The sequence below is a fragment of the Pseudomonas sp. NPDC087358 genome, from assembly GCF_044900785.1.
GTDB lineage: Bacteria > Pseudomonadota > Gammaproteobacteria > Pseudomonadales > Pseudomonadaceae > Aquipseudomonas.
This window is the reverse complement of sequence record NZ_JBJDOA010000011.1, coordinates 10,438-26,061: the sequence shown is the minus strand read 5'-3', so window position 1 is coordinate 26,061 and position 15,624 is coordinate 10,438. Positions and strand designations below refer to the sequence as shown.

Annotated in this window: 18 protein-coding genes; 12 read left to right on the top strand and 6 right to left on the bottom strand. The window is 61.0% G+C overall.

All coding sequences use genetic code 11. The annotated features are described in order from the left end of the window. Positions 1 to 170 precede the first annotated feature (170 nt). Positions 171 to 962, top strand: a complete 792-nt coding sequence (locus ACI2KS_RS22450; protein WP_404623207.1) for a crotonase/enoyl-CoA hydratase family protein — start codon at positions 171 to 173, stop codon at positions 960 to 962. A 10-nt stretch (positions 963 to 972) separates the two neighbouring features. Here the strand turns inward: ACI2KS_RS22450 and ACI2KS_RS22445 are convergent, their stop codons facing one another. Beyond that, complete coding sequence (locus tag ACI2KS_RS22445; protein WP_404623206.1) at positions 973 to 1,728, bottom strand: spermidine synthase; 756 nt, start codon at positions 1,726 to 1,728, stop codon at positions 973 to 975. 213 nt (positions 1,729 to 1,941) lie between these two features. Between ACI2KS_RS22445 and ACI2KS_RS22440 the strand changes: the two genes are divergently transcribed. Further along, a complete protein-coding gene (locus ACI2KS_RS22440; RefSeq protein WP_404623205.1) occupies positions 1,942 to 3,288 on the top strand; it encodes a class II 3-deoxy-7-phosphoheptulonate synthase in 1,347 nt (448 codons plus the stop codon). A gap of 142 nt (positions 3,289 to 3,430) precedes the next feature. On the opposite strand, the gene ACI2KS_RS22435 is transcribed toward ACI2KS_RS22440, so the two are convergent. Further along, on the bottom strand, positions 3,431 to 4,675 hold the full coding sequence (locus ACI2KS_RS22435) for a winged helix-turn-helix domain-containing protein (protein ID WP_404623204.1): 1,245 nt from the start codon (positions 4,673 to 4,675) through the stop codon (positions 3,431 to 3,433). Between the two features lie 126 nt (positions 4,676 to 4,801). After that, on the bottom strand, positions 4,802 to 5,035 hold the full coding sequence (locus tag ACI2KS_RS22430; RefSeq protein WP_404623203.1) for a DUF1127 domain-containing protein: 234 nt from the start codon (positions 5,033 to 5,035) through the stop codon (positions 4,802 to 4,804). A 98-nt stretch (positions 5,036 to 5,133) separates the two neighbouring features. Between ACI2KS_RS22430 and ACI2KS_RS22425 the strand changes: the two genes are divergently transcribed. Beyond that, positions 5,134 to 5,988 (top strand): LysR substrate-binding domain-containing protein, encoded by an 855-nt coding sequence (locus tag ACI2KS_RS22425; protein WP_404623202.1) that lies wholly within the window; start codon positions 5,134 to 5,136, stop codon positions 5,986 to 5,988. Between the two features lie 6 nt (positions 5,989 to 5,994). Here the strand turns inward: ACI2KS_RS22425 and ACI2KS_RS22420 are convergent, their stop codons facing one another. After that, entirely contained in the window at positions 5,995 to 6,726 is a 732-nt protein-coding gene (locus ACI2KS_RS22420) for a sulfite exporter TauE/SafE family protein (protein ID WP_404623351.1), read from the bottom strand. 263 nt (positions 6,727 to 6,989) lie between these two features. On the opposite strand from ACI2KS_RS22420, the gene ACI2KS_RS22415 reads away from it, so the two are divergent. From ACI2KS_RS22415 to ACI2KS_RS22405, 3 genes are all read left to right on the top strand, one after another. Beyond that, complete coding sequence (locus ACI2KS_RS22415; protein ID WP_404623201.1) at positions 6,990 to 7,463, top strand: MarR family winged helix-turn-helix transcriptional regulator; 474 nt, start codon at positions 6,990 to 6,992, stop codon at positions 7,461 to 7,463. Positions 7,464 to 7,837: 374 nt separating this feature from the next. Continuing rightward, the gene (locus tag ACI2KS_RS22410; RefSeq protein ID WP_404623200.1) at positions 7,838 to 8,257 is read left to right on the top strand and encodes an organic hydroperoxide resistance protein; all 420 of its coding nucleotides are present in this window, start codon (positions 7,838 to 7,840) and stop codon (positions 8,255 to 8,257) included. A 30-nt stretch (positions 8,258 to 8,287) separates the two neighbouring features. Further along, the gene (locus ACI2KS_RS22405; RefSeq protein ID WP_404623199.1) at positions 8,288 to 9,307 is read left to right on the top strand and encodes an alpha/beta hydrolase; all 1,020 of its coding nucleotides are present in this window, start codon (positions 8,288 to 8,290) and stop codon (positions 9,305 to 9,307) included. A gap of 192 nt (positions 9,308 to 9,499) precedes the next feature. Here the strand turns inward: ACI2KS_RS22405 and ACI2KS_RS22400 are convergent, their stop codons facing one another. After that, positions 9,500 to 10,069, bottom strand: a complete 570-nt coding sequence (locus tag ACI2KS_RS22400; protein WP_296255209.1) for an elongation factor P — start codon at positions 10,067 to 10,069, stop codon at positions 9,500 to 9,502. Between the two features lie 87 nt (positions 10,070 to 10,156). Continuing rightward, a complete protein-coding gene (gene earP / locus ACI2KS_RS22395) occupies positions 10,157 to 11,290 on the bottom strand; it encodes an elongation factor P maturation arginine rhamnosyltransferase EarP (RefSeq protein ID WP_404623198.1) in 1,134 nt (377 codons plus the stop codon). A 116-nt stretch (positions 11,291 to 11,406) separates the two neighbouring features. Here earP and ACI2KS_RS22390 point away from each other — a divergent pair, with 116 nt between their 5' ends. The 6 genes from ACI2KS_RS22390 to dkgB all read left to right on the top strand — a co-directional run bounded on the left by ACI2KS_RS22390 (position 11,407) and on the right by dkgB (position 15,004). Next, entirely contained in the window at positions 11,407 to 11,787 is a 381-nt protein-coding gene (locus ACI2KS_RS22390) for a hypothetical protein (RefSeq protein WP_404623197.1), read from the top strand. Between the two features lie 26 nt (positions 11,788 to 11,813). Further along, complete coding sequence (locus ACI2KS_RS22385) at positions 11,814 to 12,296, top strand: transcription elongation factor GreAB (RefSeq protein WP_404623196.1); 483 nt, start codon at positions 11,814 to 11,816, stop codon at positions 12,294 to 12,296. 122 nt (positions 12,297 to 12,418) lie between these two features. Further along, the gene (locus ACI2KS_RS22380) at positions 12,419 to 12,625 is read left to right on the top strand and encodes a hypothetical protein (protein WP_404623195.1); all 207 of its coding nucleotides are present in this window, start codon (positions 12,419 to 12,421) and stop codon (positions 12,623 to 12,625) included. Between the two features lie 91 nt (positions 12,626 to 12,716). Beyond that, positions 12,717 to 13,274, top strand: coding sequence for a DUF1003 domain-containing protein (locus ACI2KS_RS22375; RefSeq protein ID WP_404623194.1), 558 nt, complete (start codon positions 12,717 to 12,719; stop codon positions 13,272 to 13,274). A 136-nt stretch (positions 13,275 to 13,410) separates the two neighbouring features. Further along, positions 13,411 to 13,950, top strand: coding sequence for a PaaI family thioesterase (locus ACI2KS_RS22370; protein WP_404623193.1), 540 nt, complete (start codon positions 13,411 to 13,413; stop codon positions 13,948 to 13,950). A 250-nt stretch (positions 13,951 to 14,200) separates the two neighbouring features. After that, positions 14,201 to 15,004, top strand: a complete 804-nt coding sequence (gene dkgB, locus ACI2KS_RS22365) for a 2,5-didehydrogluconate reductase DkgB (protein WP_404623192.1) — start codon at positions 14,201 to 14,203, stop codon at positions 15,002 to 15,004. The last annotated feature ends 620 nt before the right edge of the window (positions 15,005 to 15,624 follow it).

Sequence of the window (15,624 nt, the reverse complement as noted above, 5' to 3'; positions counted from 1 at the left end):
TTTTCAGCACGATAAGCGCTTGCGTCCAACTGTCACAGGCTTTGCGCAAACCTGTGTCAGTGTCTATTTTTCAATTGCCCGGTATTACTGGCGGCGGGGGCTTAAACGATTCACCTCATCAGTCAGGCAGTCCACCCTCCTCTCCTACTCAGCACCCAGGAAATTCGGACATGACCGCTTCGATCAAAGGCCACGTCAGCCGGGAACAACGCGGCGCCATCATGCTCATCGGGCTGGATCGCGTGGCCAAGCGCAACGCGTTCGACATGCAAATGCTCAACGAGCTCAGCCTGGCGTACGGCGAGTTCGAGCGCAACGACCAGGCCCGGGTCGCCGTGGTGTTCGCCCACGGCGAGCACTTTACCGCCGGGCTGGACCTGGCCGAGACCGGCTCGACGCTGGTCAATGGCTGGCAAGTGCCCGAAGGCGGCTACGACCCGTGGGGCGTTTTCGCAGGTCCCAGGGTCAGTAAACCGGTGATTGTCGCGGCTCAAGGCTACTGCCTGACCCTGGGCATCGAGCTGATGCTGGCCGCCGACATCAACCTGTGCGCGAGCAACGCACGTTTCGCGCAGATAGAAGTGCAACGCGGCCTGTTCGCCTTTGGCGGGGCAACGCTGCGCATGCATCAGATCGCTGGCTGGGGCAATGCCATGCGCTGGTTGCTGACAGGCGATGAGTTCGATGCCCACGAGGCGCTGCGCATGGGCCTGGTGCAGGAGGTGATGGCCTATGAAGACTTGCTGCCCTGTGCGCTGCATCTGGCCGGGCGCATTGCCGAGCGTGCCCCGCTGGGCGTCAGGGCGACGCTGGCCTCGGCGCGTCAGGCGGTGCGCGAAGGTGAAGAGGCCGCCGCGCGTCAGTTACCCGCACTGATGCAGCAAGTGATGTCCAGCGAAGACGCCAAAGAAGGCCTGTGCGCCCTGAACGAACGCCGGCCAGGGCATTTCACCGGTTCCTGAGCTTGCCGGATCAGGTTGCCGGGCGCAGGGCCTTGATCAGCGTCAGCAGCGAGTAACCCAGTTGCGGCGCCAGGGTTTCGGCGCGGGCGATCAGCGCGTCCGTGTCCAGCACCTGATCCAGGTCGGCGGGCACGATCAGGATCACATTGCCTTCCTTGACCGGCAGCTCCCAGTAATGGCGGTGATAAAGCCCACGCAGCAGCGCTGCGCCCAGGGGTTTGCCGTCATCGGACGCCCACTGGTTGATGATCAGCCAGCCGCCGGGGTTCAGGCGTTGCTGGCATTTTTCCAGAAACCCCCAGGCCAGATGCCCCACCGCAGGGCCGGTGTCGTTGTACAAGTCGACGAAGATCAGATCGGCGTCCTCCGCACTGGGCAACAGCTCCAGCGCGTCGCCGATGCGGATGTACAGGCGTGGATCATCCGCCAGCCCCATGTACTCCATCGCCAGACGCGGCACGTCCGGGCGCAGTTCGATCGCCTCGATATCTTCCAGAGGCAGGAATTTCATGCACGCCTGAGTCAGGGTCCCCGCGCCGAGCCCCATGAACAACGCACTTTCCGGCGCTTGGTGACACAAGGCGCCGATCAGCATGGCGCGGGTGTAGTCATACTCAAGCCACGCCGGATCAGCCGTGAACGTACAGCTCTGCTCGATGGCATCGCCAAATTCCAGGAAGCGGTAGTCCGCGACTTCCAGCACGCGGATCATGCCGAAGTCGTCGTGAACCTCAGCCAGTACGCGCTCTACACGCTCCTCGGTCATTACTGCTCTCTATGCGAGTGGTCATTTGATTGTGCGACTTACGGCAGGTGGGGATTTGACAAACCTACCACCGGCAAGCCGGACTGTTACAGGGACCCTAGTCTTCGGTCCTCGAAAGCGGGGATTGTCGGGCAAGGGGGGCCGGCAGGTCACGCAAATTATCGGGCCGAACTGCTAACATGGGCGTCCGATCGCACTGAATCAGAGTTCATCATGAGCCAACCCTGGAGCCCCGACAGCTGGCGCAGCCTGCCTATCGAGCAGCAACCGCAATACCCCGATGCCGGTCATGTGCTGCGTGTCGAGCAGACGCTGGCCAGCTACCCGCCGCTGGTGTTCGCCGGTGAGGCTCGCGAGTTGCGTCGTCAGTTTGCCGAGGTGACCGAGGGTCGGGCGTTCCTCTTGCAGGGTGGCGACTGCGCCGAAAGCTTCTTCGAGTTTTCTGCGGCGAAAATCCGCGACACCTTCAAAGTGCTGTTGCAGATGGCAATCGTCATGACCTTCGCCGCAGGCTGCCCGGTGGTCAAGGTCGGGCGCATGGCCGGCCAATTCGCCAAGCCGCGGTCGTCCAACGATGAGACGGTGGAGGGCGTGACCCTGCCCGCCTATCGCGGCGATATCGTCAACGGCATCGGCTTCGATGAAAAAAGCCGCGTGCCGGACCCGGACCGTCTGCTGCAGGCCTATCATCAGTCCACCGCCACCCTCAACCTGCTGCGCGCCTTTGCGCAAGGCGGTTTCGCCGATCTGCATCAGGTGCACCAGTGGAACCTGGATTTCATCGCAGGCTCTGCGCTGTCGGACAAATACAGTCAGCTTGCCGACCGCATCGACGAGACCCTGGCCTTCATGCGCGCCTGCGGCATGGACAGCTCGCCGCAGTTGCGCGAAACCAGTTTCTTCACAGCCCACGAAGCCCTGCTGCTGAACTACGAAGAAGCCTTCGTCCGCCGCGACAGCCTGACCAACGACTTCTACGATTGTTCGGCGCACATGTTGTGGATCGGTGATCGCACCCGGCAACTCGGCGGCGCCCATGTCGAGTTCCTGCGCGGGGTAAAAAACCCGATCGGGGTGAAGGTCGGCCCAAGCATGAACACCGACGATCTGATTCGCCTGATCGACATCCTCAACCCTGAGAACGATCCGGGGCGCCTGAATCTGATCGCGCGCATGGGCGCCAACAAGGTCGGCGATCATTTGCCGGCACTGATCCGCGCAGTGGAGCGCGAGGGCAAGAAGGTGTTGTGGAGTTCGGACCCCATGCATGGCAACACCATCAAGGCCAGCAGCGGCTACAAGACCCGTGATTTCGCGCAGATCCTGGGCGAGGTCAAGCAGTTCTTCCAGGTGCACCAGGCCGAAGGCACTTATGCCGGCGGCATCCACATCGAAATGACCGGGCAGAACGTCACCGAATGCATCGGCGGCGCACGCCCGATTACCGAAGATGGCTTGTCGGACCGCTACCACACTCACTGCGATCCACGGATGAACGCCGACCAGTCGCTGGAACTGGCGTTTCTGATCGCCGAGACGCTGAAGCAGGTGCGTCGATAGTACGCGGAGTTTCCTCCACGGTAGGAGTGAGTGTGCTCGCGGTGGCGGTCCATCAGACACCGTTGCAGCGTCTGGAAAAAGCCATCGCGAGCACGCTCACTCCTACAAAGGTTCGGTGCAGGCCTGGGACATGGCGCCGCGCTCAAAAATGCTGTAACCCCGCACCGACGAACGCTACCCGCAAACGTGCGGCACTGGCGCGCTGGCAGTTGATCAGCACCTGCGGCAAACCCAGCCAGTCGGCCAGGCGCCGCAGGTTTATCGCCAGCGCCTGCATCCCCTCCTCATCCAGCCCCGGTTGTTCTTCATGGACCGCATGGACCGCCAACCTGCCCGCCGCTCGCTCGGCGCGTAAATCGATACGGGCGGCGATGCGTTCGTTGTGCAGAAACGGCAGCACGTAGTAGCCATACACCCGCTTGTGCGCCGGGGTATAAATTTCCAGCCGGTAATGGAAATCGAAAAGGCGCTCGGTTCGCGCTCGCTCCCAGATCAGTGAATCGAACGGCGAAAGCAAGGCACTGGCGGTGATTTTTCTCGGCACGCTGAACTCAGGCAGCCCATAGGCAGGCTGTTTCCAGCCCTGCACCTGAATCACCTGCACCGCGCCGTCCTCCACCAGCTCAGCCAGACCTGCCCTGGCCGGTGCCGGATCCTGGCGGAAATAATCACGGATGTCTTTTTCCGTTCCCACCCCAAGCGCCCTGACCGCATGCAGCAGCAGCCCACGCTGGGCATCCGCTTCGCTCAACATTGGCTGGTTGACGACGGCCGACGGCAATACCCGTTCGGGCAGGTCATACAACCGCTCGAAGCCACGGCGACCGGCCACGGTGACTTCTCCGGCCGCGAATAACCACTCCAGCGCATGCTTTTCGGCGCTCCAGTCCCACCAGGGTCCGGCGCGTTCCTGGCGAGTGCTGATGCTGCCGGCACCCAGTGCACCCTGATCACGGACCAGCTGCAGCACCCTGGCGATGGTTGGCTGTTGTTCACGCCCGAACCTGGCCATCTGCTGATAGATGCCTTGCCCTCGAGCCGCCCGCTGCATACGCCAGCGCATCAGCGGGTACAGTTCAACCGGCAACAAGGATGCCTCGTGCCCCCAGTACTCGAAGAGTTTGCGTTGCCGACCCTGGCTCCATGCAGCCTGATCCAGCAGGTTTTGCGGATAGTTGCCCAGGCGCGAATAAAGCGGCAGGTAGTGCGAGCGCACCAGCGCGTTGACCGAATCGATCTGCAGCACGCCCAGGCGCTCGATCAGTTGCGTGACATGGCTGGACTTGACCGTTGCAGGCGGCTGACGGTTGCTGAACCCCTGCGCCGCCAGCGCCAGACGGCGCGCCTGTTTGAGGGACAGCTGTTGAATGGGCAGTGTTGCGAGCATTCAGGACCTCCTGGTCGATGCACAAACCTACCCGATCCCATCGCGCATTTGTAGCAGCAGGCTTGCCGGCAGCGGCGGGGGCACCGGCGTTGATTCCGGCAAGCCCTGTGGCTGCCAGGATCCACGTCAGTGTTTCATTGGATCGTCCCAGAACGGCCGCTCGGTTTCCCTGTAGACATCGGCACGACTCAGGCCAATGTCCTTCAACGCATCGTCGCTCAGGCTGCCCAGCTCGATCCGTTGGTTGTGCAACTTGCGCCAACGCCCGATGTGCGACATGGCCGAGTTCCACCACTGCCCCAGAAGGGTTTGCCGAGACGCTACTTTGGTGACCAGTACGTAACCTTTTTGACTTTTCATGACCTTGCCCTCCAAGTGGGGATGGCCAGATTCTCGCGCCGGGCTTAAGATCAATCCAACGAATGTTTCTTATGCACTGCATCTGGGAGATTGATGTAATGGCCACCTACCCGAGCATCGACAGCGAACTGTTGCGCACCTTCGTCGCCATCGCCGATCAGGGCGGCTTTACCAAGGCTGGCGAACTGGTCAACCGCACGCAGTCGGCGGTCAGCATGCAGATGAAGCGGCTGGAAGATGACGTGGTCCAGCGCCCGCTGTTTCAGAAAGACGGCCGGGTATTGAACCTGACTCCCGAAGGCCAAGTGCTGCTGGGTTATGCCCGGCGCATCTTGAAACTGCACAGCGAGGTGTTCAACACGCTGCGCGAACCGCACATGATCGGCACGGTGAAGATCGGCACGCCGGACGATTACGTCATGCGTTTCCTGCCCGGCATCCTCTCGCGGTTCGCCCAGGCCTATCCGCTGATCCAGGTGGAGGTGCATTGCGACTCGTCGGCCCAGTTGCTGCAACGCCAGGATCTGGACCTGAGTATTGTCACCCGCGAGCCCGGCAAGGAGATCGGACAGATCCTGCGTCAGGAGCATTTCGTCTGGGCCGAAGCGGTGGGGTTCTGCCCGCACGAGCAAACACCGATACCCCTGGCAATGTTCAACAGTGACTGTTTCTGTCGGCTCTGGGCGAGCAATGCGCTGGATGCGGCGGGCCGCGAATACCGCATGGCCTATACCAGCGCCAGCCTGTCGGCGCTGATGGCTGTGGTCAGCGCAGGGTTAGCCGTCACCGCCCAGTTGCAGAGCCTGATCACCCCGGACCTGCGGGTCCTGGGTGAGGCCGAGGGGCTGCCGCCACTGCCGTCGGCGAGCATCGTCCTGCTGCGTAACCCGAATAATCCCTCGCCGATTACCGAATGCCTGGCCGATCACATTGCCGAAGGCTTCAAGCTCTAGACGTCATCAGACCCTGAAGCACAGCATGATCGCGCAGATCACCAGAAACACGCAGAACAGCGAACGCAATAACCGCTCCGGCAGGCTGTGAGCCAATGCCACGCCCCAGCTGATACTGGCCAGGCCGCCGATGGCCAGGGGCACGCCCATCAGCCAGTTGACGTGGCCGTGCAACGCGTAGGTGGTCATGGTGATGATAGTGCTCGGCGCCGCCAGAGCCAGCGCCAGGCCTTGCGCGGCGACTTGGGTGGCGCCGAACACCCCGGTGAGGATCGGCGTGGCAATCACGCCACCGCCGACGCCGAACAGGCCCGCGGTGACCCCGGAGCCCAGTCCCAGCACCCACAACCATTTGCCGTGGCGCAGTTCGACCCCGGCGTTGCCCTTGCGCCAGTACATCTGGATCAGGTTGAACAGCGTCAGGACGACAAGGAATGCAACGAAGCCGATGCGCATGCTGTGGGCGTCGAGGCGCACTGCCCACAACGACGTCAGCCAGGACAGGGTAAAGCTGGGCACGATCAGCATCATTGCGTTGCGTACGCAAATGCGATTGCGCTGGTTGTAACGCCATAGCGCCAGCAGGACGTTGGGTAACACCATCAACAGCGCGGTGCCTTGGGCCAGTTGCTGATCCAGCCCGAAAAAAAACCCCAACGCCGGAATTGCCACCAGCCCGCCACCGATCCCGAAAAGGCCGCCCAAGGTGCCCATGGCGGCGCCCAACAACAGGTACATCACTACATCGACAATCACGCGCGGTCCTCGGTTTAATCCTGCGAGCATGCTACGCAGTCAGGCAAGCCGAGGAAATCCGCAGTGCTCACGCAACGACAACGTTTCGTGATGTGATAGATCACGATTCGTGAACCGTCTCTGATCTCGAGGCAAAATGGATCGTGATAGAGAGATTCGCGACAGCCGATTGTAGGATTTATCTGGTGCATTAAAGAATGCCGCACTAAATTAGCGGTCGCTCCCGATCAATTGAGGATCAATGAATGAACGCCGACCCTAGCTCCACGGCGGCTGACGCTGGCAGTTGCGACGCTCTGCTGCTGGATAATCAGCTGTGTTTCGCGCTGTATTCCACGTCCCTGATGATGACCAAGGTCTACAAGCCACTGCTTCAGGCACTCAATCTGACCTATCCGCAATACCTTGCGATGCTGGTGCTCTGGGAGCGTGATGGTTTGACCGTGGGTGAAGTCAGCACGCGCCTTTTGACTGACCCGGGCTCGCTGACTCCCCTGCTCAAGCGCCTGGAAGCCGAGGGGCTGATCAGTCGCACGCGCAGCAAGGAGGACGAGCGCGTGGTGCTGCTGACGTTGACAGAGCAGGGTAAGGCGCTGCAGCTCAAGGCCCGAAGCATTCCACAATGCATCCTGGCGGCCAGCGGGATCAGCATCCAGCAACTGCAAGCGCTGCAGCAGGATCTGCTGGGCTTGCGCGGCAATCTGCACGACAGCCTCTGATTCACCCCTCCCCCCTTCAAAGGGCCAGCCTTGTCGCTGGCCCTTTTTGTTTCCAGCGCAGTCTCTGTAGCAGCCAGGCCGGGCGGCGTTCCGATTACCGGCGGTGGCGTCCTTGATCGCTACCGCCGGCAGGCCGGAACGCTAGGGAGGCATCGTCAATCCTAACTGCACAAGCACATGTTTAAAAATCCTAATATAAATCAACTGGTTATATGAAAACTCGTTTACCTCACGAACAAAGCATGGATTTTTTTAAAAATTTATCTTGCGCGCTAAACATTAGCGCAGTACATTTCATCTCACTTGCTTAGCGCACAAACATTTGGCGCAACGCTTACCCGAATGTACAGCCCATCATCTCGTGAGGAATGACCATGCAAACTCTCTATACCGCAGTCGCAACCGCAACCGGTGGCCGTGATGGCCGCGCTGTTTCCAGCGACAAGATCCTCGACGTGAAACTGGCGACCCCCAAGGAACTGGGCGGCGCTGGTGGTGAAGCGACCAACCCTGAGCAGCTGTTTGCCGCCGGTTACTCGGCCTGCTTTATCGGCGCACTGAAATTCGTCGCCAGCCAGACCCAGCGCAGCATCCCGGCCGACGCCTCCATCACTGCCCACGTCGGCATCGGCCAGATCCCTGGCGGCTTCGGTCTGGACATCGACCTGAACATCAACCTGCCGGGCCTGGAGCAAGCCGACGCGCAAACACTGGTCGACGCCGCTCACCAGGTCTGCCCTTACTCCAACGCCACTCGCGGCAACGTCGACGTCCGTCTGCACGTCACCGTCTGACCGACCCGCCCGCCCCCGCAGGAGATGAACATGAACACCTTTGGCAAGATTCTGGCCGGCTCGCTCCTCGCCCTATCGATCGGCAACGCCTTCGCGGCAGCCGACACCGGCGTCGAACACAACACCCAGGCGTTTCTCGATGCACTGAACGCTGGCGGCGGCACGCCCATCGAGCAACTCTCGCCCAAGGATGCACGGGCCGTTCTGACGGGCGCCCAGGCCGGGGTCAAGCTGACCCTGCCCAAGGCCGACGTCAGCCAGAAGACCATCACGGCCGACGGCCAGAACATCAGCCTGACCATCGTGCGTCCGGCCGGCGTGAAAGGCACCTTGCCAGTGTTCATGTTCTTCCACGGTGGCGGCTGGGTGCTGGGTGACTACCCGACCCACGAGCGTCTGGTTCGCGATCTGGTAGAGGGCTCAGGTGCGGTGGCGGTGTTCGTCAACTACACGCCTTCGCCCGAAGCGCACTACCCGACGGCGATCAACCAGGCCTATGCGGCGACCAAATGGGTGGCCGAGCATGGCAAGCAAATCAACGTCGACGGCAAGCGTCTGGCGGTGGCGGGCAACAGCGTCGGCGGCAACATGGCGGCAGTCGTCAGCCTGATGGCCAAGGACAAAGGCACCCCTGCGATCAAATACCAGGTGCTGCTGTGGCCGGTGACCGACGCCAACTTCGATACCGGCTCGTACCAGCAGTTCGCCGAGGGCCACTTCCTGACCCGCAACATGATGAAGTGGTTCTGGGACAACTACACCACCGACCCGAAACAACGCGCCGAGATCTACGCCTCGCCGCTGCGCGCGACCCTGGATCAGTTGAAAGGCCTGCCGCCTGCGTTGATACAGACCGCCGGTTCCGACGTGCTGCGTGACGAAGGTGAAGCCTACGCCCGCAAACTCGATCAGGCCGGTGTGCCGGTCACCTCTGTGCGCTACAACGGCATGATTCACGACTACGGTCTGCTCAACGTGGTCAGCCAGGTGCCGGAAGTCCGCTCGGCGATGCTGCAGGCGTCCCAAGAGCTCAAGGTTCATCTGAAGTAAGCACGCGAAGCTCTGGAGCAGTCCGGCTTGCCAGCGGTGACGGGCTCAAGATCATCACCGCCGGCAAGGGCAATGCGCACTGTGCGAAGGGAGACAAGCGAGATGAACTGGTAATCGACCCAACCCAGCGCCCACAAAAAAGCCCGACTCAATGGTCGGGCTTTTTCGTATCCGGCGTTACAAGACCAATGCTTATTTAGCACGGCCTTTGTAGGAACCGCCTTCACGCGTGTCGATCTCGATCTTGTCACCGATTTCGATGAAGTCGGCAACTTGCAGCTCGGTACCGTTGCTCAGCTTGGCAGGCTTCATGACCTTGCCCGACGTGTCGCCACGCGCGGAACCTTCGGTGTAGTCGACGACGCGCACGATGGTGGTCGGCAGCTCTACGGACACCAGGCGATCTTCGAAGAACACGGCTTCGCAGACGTCGGTCATGCCTTCTTCGACGAATGGCAGAACGGCTTCGATGTCTTCGGCGTTCAGTTCGTACATGGTGTAGTCGGTGGTGTCCATGAACGTGTAAGTGTCACCGCTGATGAAAGACAGGGTGGCTTCCTTACGGTCCAGGATCACGTCGTCCAGCTTGTCGTCGGCGCTGTAGACGATTTCGGTCTTGTAGCCGGTCAGCAGGTTCTTCAGCTTGGTCTTCATGATCGCGCTGTTACGGCCCGACTTGGTGAATTCAGCCTTCTGGACCAGCCAAGGATCGTTTTCCAGCTTGATCACGGTGCCGGGTTTGAGCTCTTTACCAGTTTTCATTACGAGTATCCGAATTTGGATGAAAGTACTTTCTAAGCCCTGTACGAAAAGCCACTTTTCGTACAGGGCTTAATACAAGGCCGCGTATCATATCCAATTTCGGTAAAAGTGTACTAGCGCAGTCGTCAGATCGTCCTGCAAGGCCTGTTCCAGACACCAGCGCTGGGCGTGGGATGCCAGCGCCGCGCGGTGTTTTTCCAGCGCGTTCCAGCTGCAGGCCATGTCCTGCCCTGCATTCCAGTGGCGCCAGACGTCGGCCAGCGCCTGTGCCGCGCCCTCGGACAATCCCACCCGATACAGCTCCAGGAAGGCATCCAGCTTGGCCCAGTGCGCGTCATCGTCCTGCTCATAGATGTGCCAGATCAGCGGCCGCCCCGCCCACTGCGCGCGCACGAAGGAGTCCTCACCCCGCACCACGTTGAATTCGCAGCACCAGAGCAGCAGGTCGTAGTCCTCCTGGCGAACGAAGGGCAGCACTTGCACCGTCAGCGCGTTGCGTTGATTGAGATCGCCGGTTTTCAGTGATTCGACCCCAAGCCAGCGTTGAACATCGCCGAGGATGCGACCTTCGGGCACCAACAGGTGCGTCTTGCGCTCCCCAAAGGCCAGGCAATCGAGCCAACTGCCCAGCCCCGGATGCTCGTAGGCGAACAGCGAGATCAGCCGGGTGTCGGATTGCGGGACAATGCCCAGGCGCTCAAGAAATGCCCGTTGCGCGCAGCCATCGGCCTGGAACGCCTGGCGCCTCTGGATCAGGCCGGCCTCGCGCAGCAGCCCGCCGGTCTTGCTGGAAAATCCCGGAAAGAAGAAATACTTGCGCAGGCCAGAAGACTGGATCGATGGCAACGCATGGCAGCCCGACACCCAGTCTTCTGCGCTCAGGTACTCGAGATTGAACCACAACGGCCGTTTCTGCCGCGCCTGCATGGCCTCGACGTACTCGGCTGGCAGACGGCAGGCGAACGCTTCGACCACGACATCGGGCAGCTCGACCGGGCGCCAGGCCTTTGCCCAGTGACAGACCAGCACGCCGTCCTGCATCTGCTGCTCGGCGGCCGGGTCCGCACCGGGGCACAGTCGTACGAACGCTGACAGGTCATCGACCCAAAGGCGCACCTGCATGTCGTGCTCGGCCACCAGCTGCCGGGCCAGGCGAAAGGTCACGCCAATATCGCCGAAGTTGTCTACAACGCTGCAGAAAATATCCCAAGAGGCTTTCATCCCGGCTCCTCGAGGATGTTCAAAAAAGCCGATTGTCCTTCATAACGGCGCAGAATCACCAGCCCCGGACGTGCGACAATCGCCGCCAACGCCCACATGCAAGTCTGGAGTCTGCCATGTCCGTGAGCCCTGTTGTCGGTCCATTGAAGTTGGTGTTGTGCATTGCCGCAGGAATCTGGCTGGGCGTTGTTGCCCTGGGGCTGACAGGCTGGCTGCTGTTCAAGATCTTGCCTGCCGAGCAGACCCAGGCGTTGGGCAAGGCGGCCACCGAGCTGACCGCGCCGCCTGCGACCCAAGTCAAACCCGAGGCCGATAACCCGATGTTCGACCAGTACCGGCAGATCCTGCGCGACAGCGAAGCCCGCCAGGCTCAGGAAGCGGAACAGGCCGAGCGTCAGCGCAGCTTCAACGGGCCCAAATGCCAGTTCTGGATGCAGCAGAACCAGACCGCTCCCAGCGACAAGAGCCGCGCCGCCATCTATCAGTTCTGCGGCTGATTCATTCCACGAGATAAGCAGCATTCATGAACAAGCAACAGGTTCTGCAACGGATCATCGAAACGCTCAAGGTCGATCTGGACGTCGCCGTTCGTGCCGCCCAGACCGCGTACGAAACCGCGACCCATGAAGAAAACATCGCCGAAAACAAGTACGACACGCTGGGTCTTGAGGCGTCCTATCTGGCCGCAGGCCAGGCACGTCGGGTCGAGGAGATTCGCCAGTCACTGACGCTGTATCAGAACCTTTCGCTCAAGCCGTTCGACCAGGTGCTCGGTATCCGGTCGGGCGATCTGATTGTCCTGGAATCGGCCAGCGGCCTCGAACAGCATCTGTTCCTGGGGCCGGATGCGGCAGGCCTGAAGGTCACCGTGGAGGGAACCCTGGTGACCGTGATTACCAGCCGGGCGCCATTGGGGCAGACCCTGCTGGGCAAGTTCGATGGCGACGAGCTGGACATCAATGTCAACCGCAGCCAGCAATCGTTCCAGATCACGCACGTACTGTGACCCGTTGATCATTTGCAGGGTTGAAGGGTCTGACTTTTTGTGGGTAAGGTGCGCAGTCGCAGCACAAACGGTGAACCCGGAACTCGGAGCCGGGCACAAGGATTTAACCAAGGAGATATTTCATGACGAACGTCATCACTTTCCCTGACGCCCATGAACGTGATCGCCTCAAGTCCAGTGACCACCAAGGGTCCAGATACCTGAACAAGAAAGAGCGACAACTGATCGACCGCCTGCGCATGACCAGCCACGCAGGCCGCCAGTACGTGTACGACTACGCCAATATCATGCAGCGGTCCAAGCCGTTGTATCCCGATCCGGTGGATTGACAAGACTGCCGACGGTTCAGCGCAGGTTCAGTACCAGGCGACGAAGCAGGGGCCTATAGTGGGCAGATGTTTCTGCCCTCGAGAAGTCCTCATGTCCGCTGTCACCCCTGAACCTGCCACGCCCGACCAAACCCCTGCCCCCGCGGTCAAGGTTGATCATCTGCGCTTTCACAAAGGCCACGCGCATCTGGCACCGACCTTCGGTAACGACGCCTTTGCGCTGAAAGCCGAAGCCTTCGCGCGGTTCTTCGGCACCCCGACGTTTCTCGGCGCGCAAACGCTGATCGTGCTGCTGTGGGTCGGGGCGAACCTGACCGGGCTGGTCAAGTTCGACCTCTACCCGTTCATCCTGCTCAATCTGGCGTTCAGCCTGCAGTCAGCCTACGCCGCCCCCCTGATCCTGCTGGCGCAGACCCGCCAGTCCGCCCGTGACAAAGCCACTGCCGACGCGGACGCCCAGCATCGGGAAGCGCTGGCGGTGGCCAATGAAGACCGCATGTCCCGGGCGGCGCAGAACACCGCGCAGATGCTCGAACTGCTGGAGCAGAATACCCGCCTGACAGAGTTGACCAAGGCACTGACCGAACGCGTGGAGGCATTGACTGCAGACATGCATAAGCATTTCGTGAAAAAGGACGGGCACGCCTGAGGCCAGAATCAACAGCGCGGGCAATTTGGCCAGTACTGGACATTTATGGTATTGCGGTTGTCATGGAACAGCTGGATTATGAGCGTAATTTTTCCGCATCCGGCAGCCCGCCGGACGCGCTCCGGAGCGAACGCCCATGACAAGCACTTCTCGCGAAGAAACCCTGGCTCTGTGGCAGACCCAGGAAACGCAAATGCGCGCCCGGCTGGGCAAAACCGGGAGCATGAGCCTGCTGGACGTGGCGCAATTGACGCCGCAGGAGTTCTTCGACGGTATCGGCAACGGCCTCTATCCACATCCGCCAATTGGTGAGCTGATGGACTTCGTGCCCATCGAGTGGACGCCAGGCAGCTTTATTTTTCAAGGCACCCCCGGCCCGCAGCACTACAACCCGCTGGGCATCGTGCACGGCGGATACGCCGCCACCCTGCTCGATTCATGCATGGGCTGCTCGATTCACACGCAGCTGAAAAAGGGCCAGGGCTACACCACGCTGGACCTGCGCATCAGCTATATCCGCGCCCTCACCGACAAGACCGGACCGATCCGCGCCGAAGGCACTGTGGTCCATCTGGGGCGCTCGACTGCGTTGGCCGAAGGCAAGCTCTACGACGCCGAAGGCCGGCTGTATGCGACCGGGACCACCACCTGCATGATTCTGGACATGAACCGCTGATCGCGCTCGACGATGGTCTGTAGCCGTCTGGTCGGGCGGCGTTCCGCTTGCCGACGCTGGCGATAGCAAACCCGCTGCCGCCGGCAGGCCGCACTGCTACAGGGTCATGCAGCGCAGTTGCTGTTTGCGCTTGTGCCATTGCATTCGTGATTCCCGGTAAAAAGTCCCTTTCCAATCCCCCGGTTTTTCCGCAGGGATCGAACCGGGATACTGGGCTACCGATTTCCCACGTTCGCAATGGAGTACCTCAATGACTGTTCCTGCATTTGGCCTGGGCACGTTTCGTTTGAAAGATCAGGTGGTCATCGACTCGGTCACCACCGGCCTTGAGTTGGGCTACCGGGTCATCGACACCGCGCAGATCTACGGCAATGAAGCCGAGGTCGGCAGCGCCATCGAGCAGAGCGGCGTCGCTCGCGATGAGCTGTTCATCACCACCAAGATCTGGACCGACCATTACGCTGCCGACAAGCTGATTCCCAGCCTCAAGGAAAGCCTGGCAAAACTGAAAACCGATTATGTCGATCTGACCCTGATCCACTGGCCGTCGCCGCAATCCAGGGTGCCGGTGGCTGAATTCATGGGCGCGTTGCTTGAAGCCAGGAAACAGGGGCTGACCCGCGAGATCGGCGTCTCCAACTTCACCGTGGCCTTGATGAAAGAAGCCATCGATGCGGTCGGTGCCGAGAACATCGCCACCAACCAGATCGAACTGCACCCTTACCTGCAGAACCGCACCGTGGTGGGTTTCGCCCAGCAGCAGCGGATCAAGATCACCTCGTACATGACCCTGGCCTACGGCGAAGTGCTCAAAGACCCGGTGATCGAGCAGATCGCCCAGCGCCACCAGGCAACGCCGGCGCAGGTCACCCTGGCCTGGGCGATGCAACTGGGCTACGCGGTGATTCCTTCTTCGACCAAACGCGCCAACCTGCAAAGCAACCTCAAGGCCGTGGACCTGAAGCTGAGCAACGAAGACATGGCGCAGATCGCCAGACTTGATCGCGGCCATCGCCTGACCAGCCCCGCCAGCTTGGCACCGCAGTGGGACTGATTGATTTGACGCAACGATCCGCCTTACACCTGTAGCAGTCCGGCTTGCCGGCGCCGCAATGGGACTGATCGATCTGACGCGACGGTCCGTTTTACACCTGTAGCAGTCCGGCTTGCCGGCGGTAGCGATTTCAAATACGCCACCACCGGCAAGCCGTGCTGTTACAGAGCGTCTCTGGCTGAACTCCAATAACGCACGATCTCACCCTGGCCACGCCTCGCCAGCAAGCCCTGCGAACGCTATGCACCTGACCCACCGAGCCGGCTGATTCTACTGCCGGTGCCCGGCAGATCGCCGGCAAGCCAGGCTCCCACGCCCTCCGGGCAGAAGCAGAATGGAGTGAGGCTAATTGATTTGATTCTGCCCGCAGGGCGTAGAAACAGAATGAGCGCGGCGACTGCTTTTGATTCTGCCCGCAGGGCGTGGGAGCGTGGCTTGTCCCGCGATCTGGCGCGAAGCGGCAGTAAACCCTGTGAGCGGTATGCATCTGACACACCGCGCTGGCTGTTTCTACTGCCGGTTCCCGGCAGATCGCCGGCAAGCCAGGCTCCCACGCCCTCCGGGCAGAAGCAGAATGGAGTGAGGCTAATTGATTTGATTCTGCCCGCAGGGCGTAGAAG

Excerpts from the sequence above, each read along its gene's own strand:
- ACI2KS_RS22450 (WP_404623207.1), top strand. The coding sequence starts at position 171 with ATGACCGCTTCGATCAAAGGCCACGTCAGCCGGGAACAACGCGGCGCC.
- ACI2KS_RS22445 (WP_404623206.1), bottom strand. The coding sequence starts at position 1,728 with ATGACCGAGGAGCGTGTAGAGCGCGTACTGGCTGAGGTTCACGACGAC.
- ACI2KS_RS22440 (WP_404623205.1), top strand. The coding sequence starts at position 1,942 with ATGAGCCAACCCTGGAGCCCCGACAGCTGGCGCAGCCTGCCTATCGAG.
- ACI2KS_RS22435 (WP_404623204.1), bottom strand. The coding sequence starts at position 4,675 with ATGCTCGCAACACTGCCCATTCAACAGCTGTCCCTCAAACAGGCGCGC.
- ACI2KS_RS22430 (WP_404623203.1), bottom strand. The coding sequence starts at position 5,035 with ATGAAAAGTCAAAAAGGTTACGTACTGGTCACCAAAGTAGCGTCTCGG.
- ACI2KS_RS22425 (WP_404623202.1), top strand. The coding sequence starts at position 5,134 with ATGGCCACCTACCCGAGCATCGACAGCGAACTGTTGCGCACCTTCGTC.
- ACI2KS_RS22420 (WP_404623351.1), bottom strand. The coding sequence starts at position 6,726 with ATGTACCTGTTGTTGGGCGCCGCCATGGGCACCTTGGGCGGCCTTTTC.
- ACI2KS_RS22415 (WP_404623201.1), top strand. The coding sequence starts at position 6,990 with ATGAACGCCGACCCTAGCTCCACGGCGGCTGACGCTGGCAGTTGCGAC.
- ACI2KS_RS22410 (WP_404623200.1), top strand. The coding sequence starts at position 7,838 with ATGCAAACTCTCTATACCGCAGTCGCAACCGCAACCGGTGGCCGTGAT.
- ACI2KS_RS22405 (WP_404623199.1), top strand. The coding sequence starts at position 8,288 with ATGAACACCTTTGGCAAGATTCTGGCCGGCTCGCTCCTCGCCCTATCG.
- ACI2KS_RS22400 (WP_296255209.1), bottom strand. The coding sequence starts at position 10,069 with ATGAAAACTGGTAAAGAGCTCAAACCCGGCACCGTGATCAAGCTGGAA.
- earP (WP_404623198.1), bottom strand. The coding sequence starts at position 11,290 with ATGAAAGCCTCTTGGGATATTTTCTGCAGCGTTGTAGACAACTTCGGC.
- ACI2KS_RS22390 (WP_404623197.1), top strand. The coding sequence starts at position 11,407 with ATGTCCGTGAGCCCTGTTGTCGGTCCATTGAAGTTGGTGTTGTGCATT.
- ACI2KS_RS22385 (WP_404623196.1), top strand. The coding sequence starts at position 11,814 with ATGAACAAGCAACAGGTTCTGCAACGGATCATCGAAACGCTCAAGGTC.
- ACI2KS_RS22380 (WP_404623195.1), top strand. The coding sequence starts at position 12,419 with ATGACGAACGTCATCACTTTCCCTGACGCCCATGAACGTGATCGCCTC.
- ACI2KS_RS22375 (WP_404623194.1), top strand. The coding sequence starts at position 12,717 with ATGTCCGCTGTCACCCCTGAACCTGCCACGCCCGACCAAACCCCTGCC.
- ACI2KS_RS22370 (WP_404623193.1), top strand. The coding sequence starts at position 13,411 with ATGACAAGCACTTCTCGCGAAGAAACCCTGGCTCTGTGGCAGACCCAG.
- dkgB (WP_404623192.1), top strand. The coding sequence starts at position 14,201 with ATGACTGTTCCTGCATTTGGCCTGGGCACGTTTCGTTTGAAAGATCAG.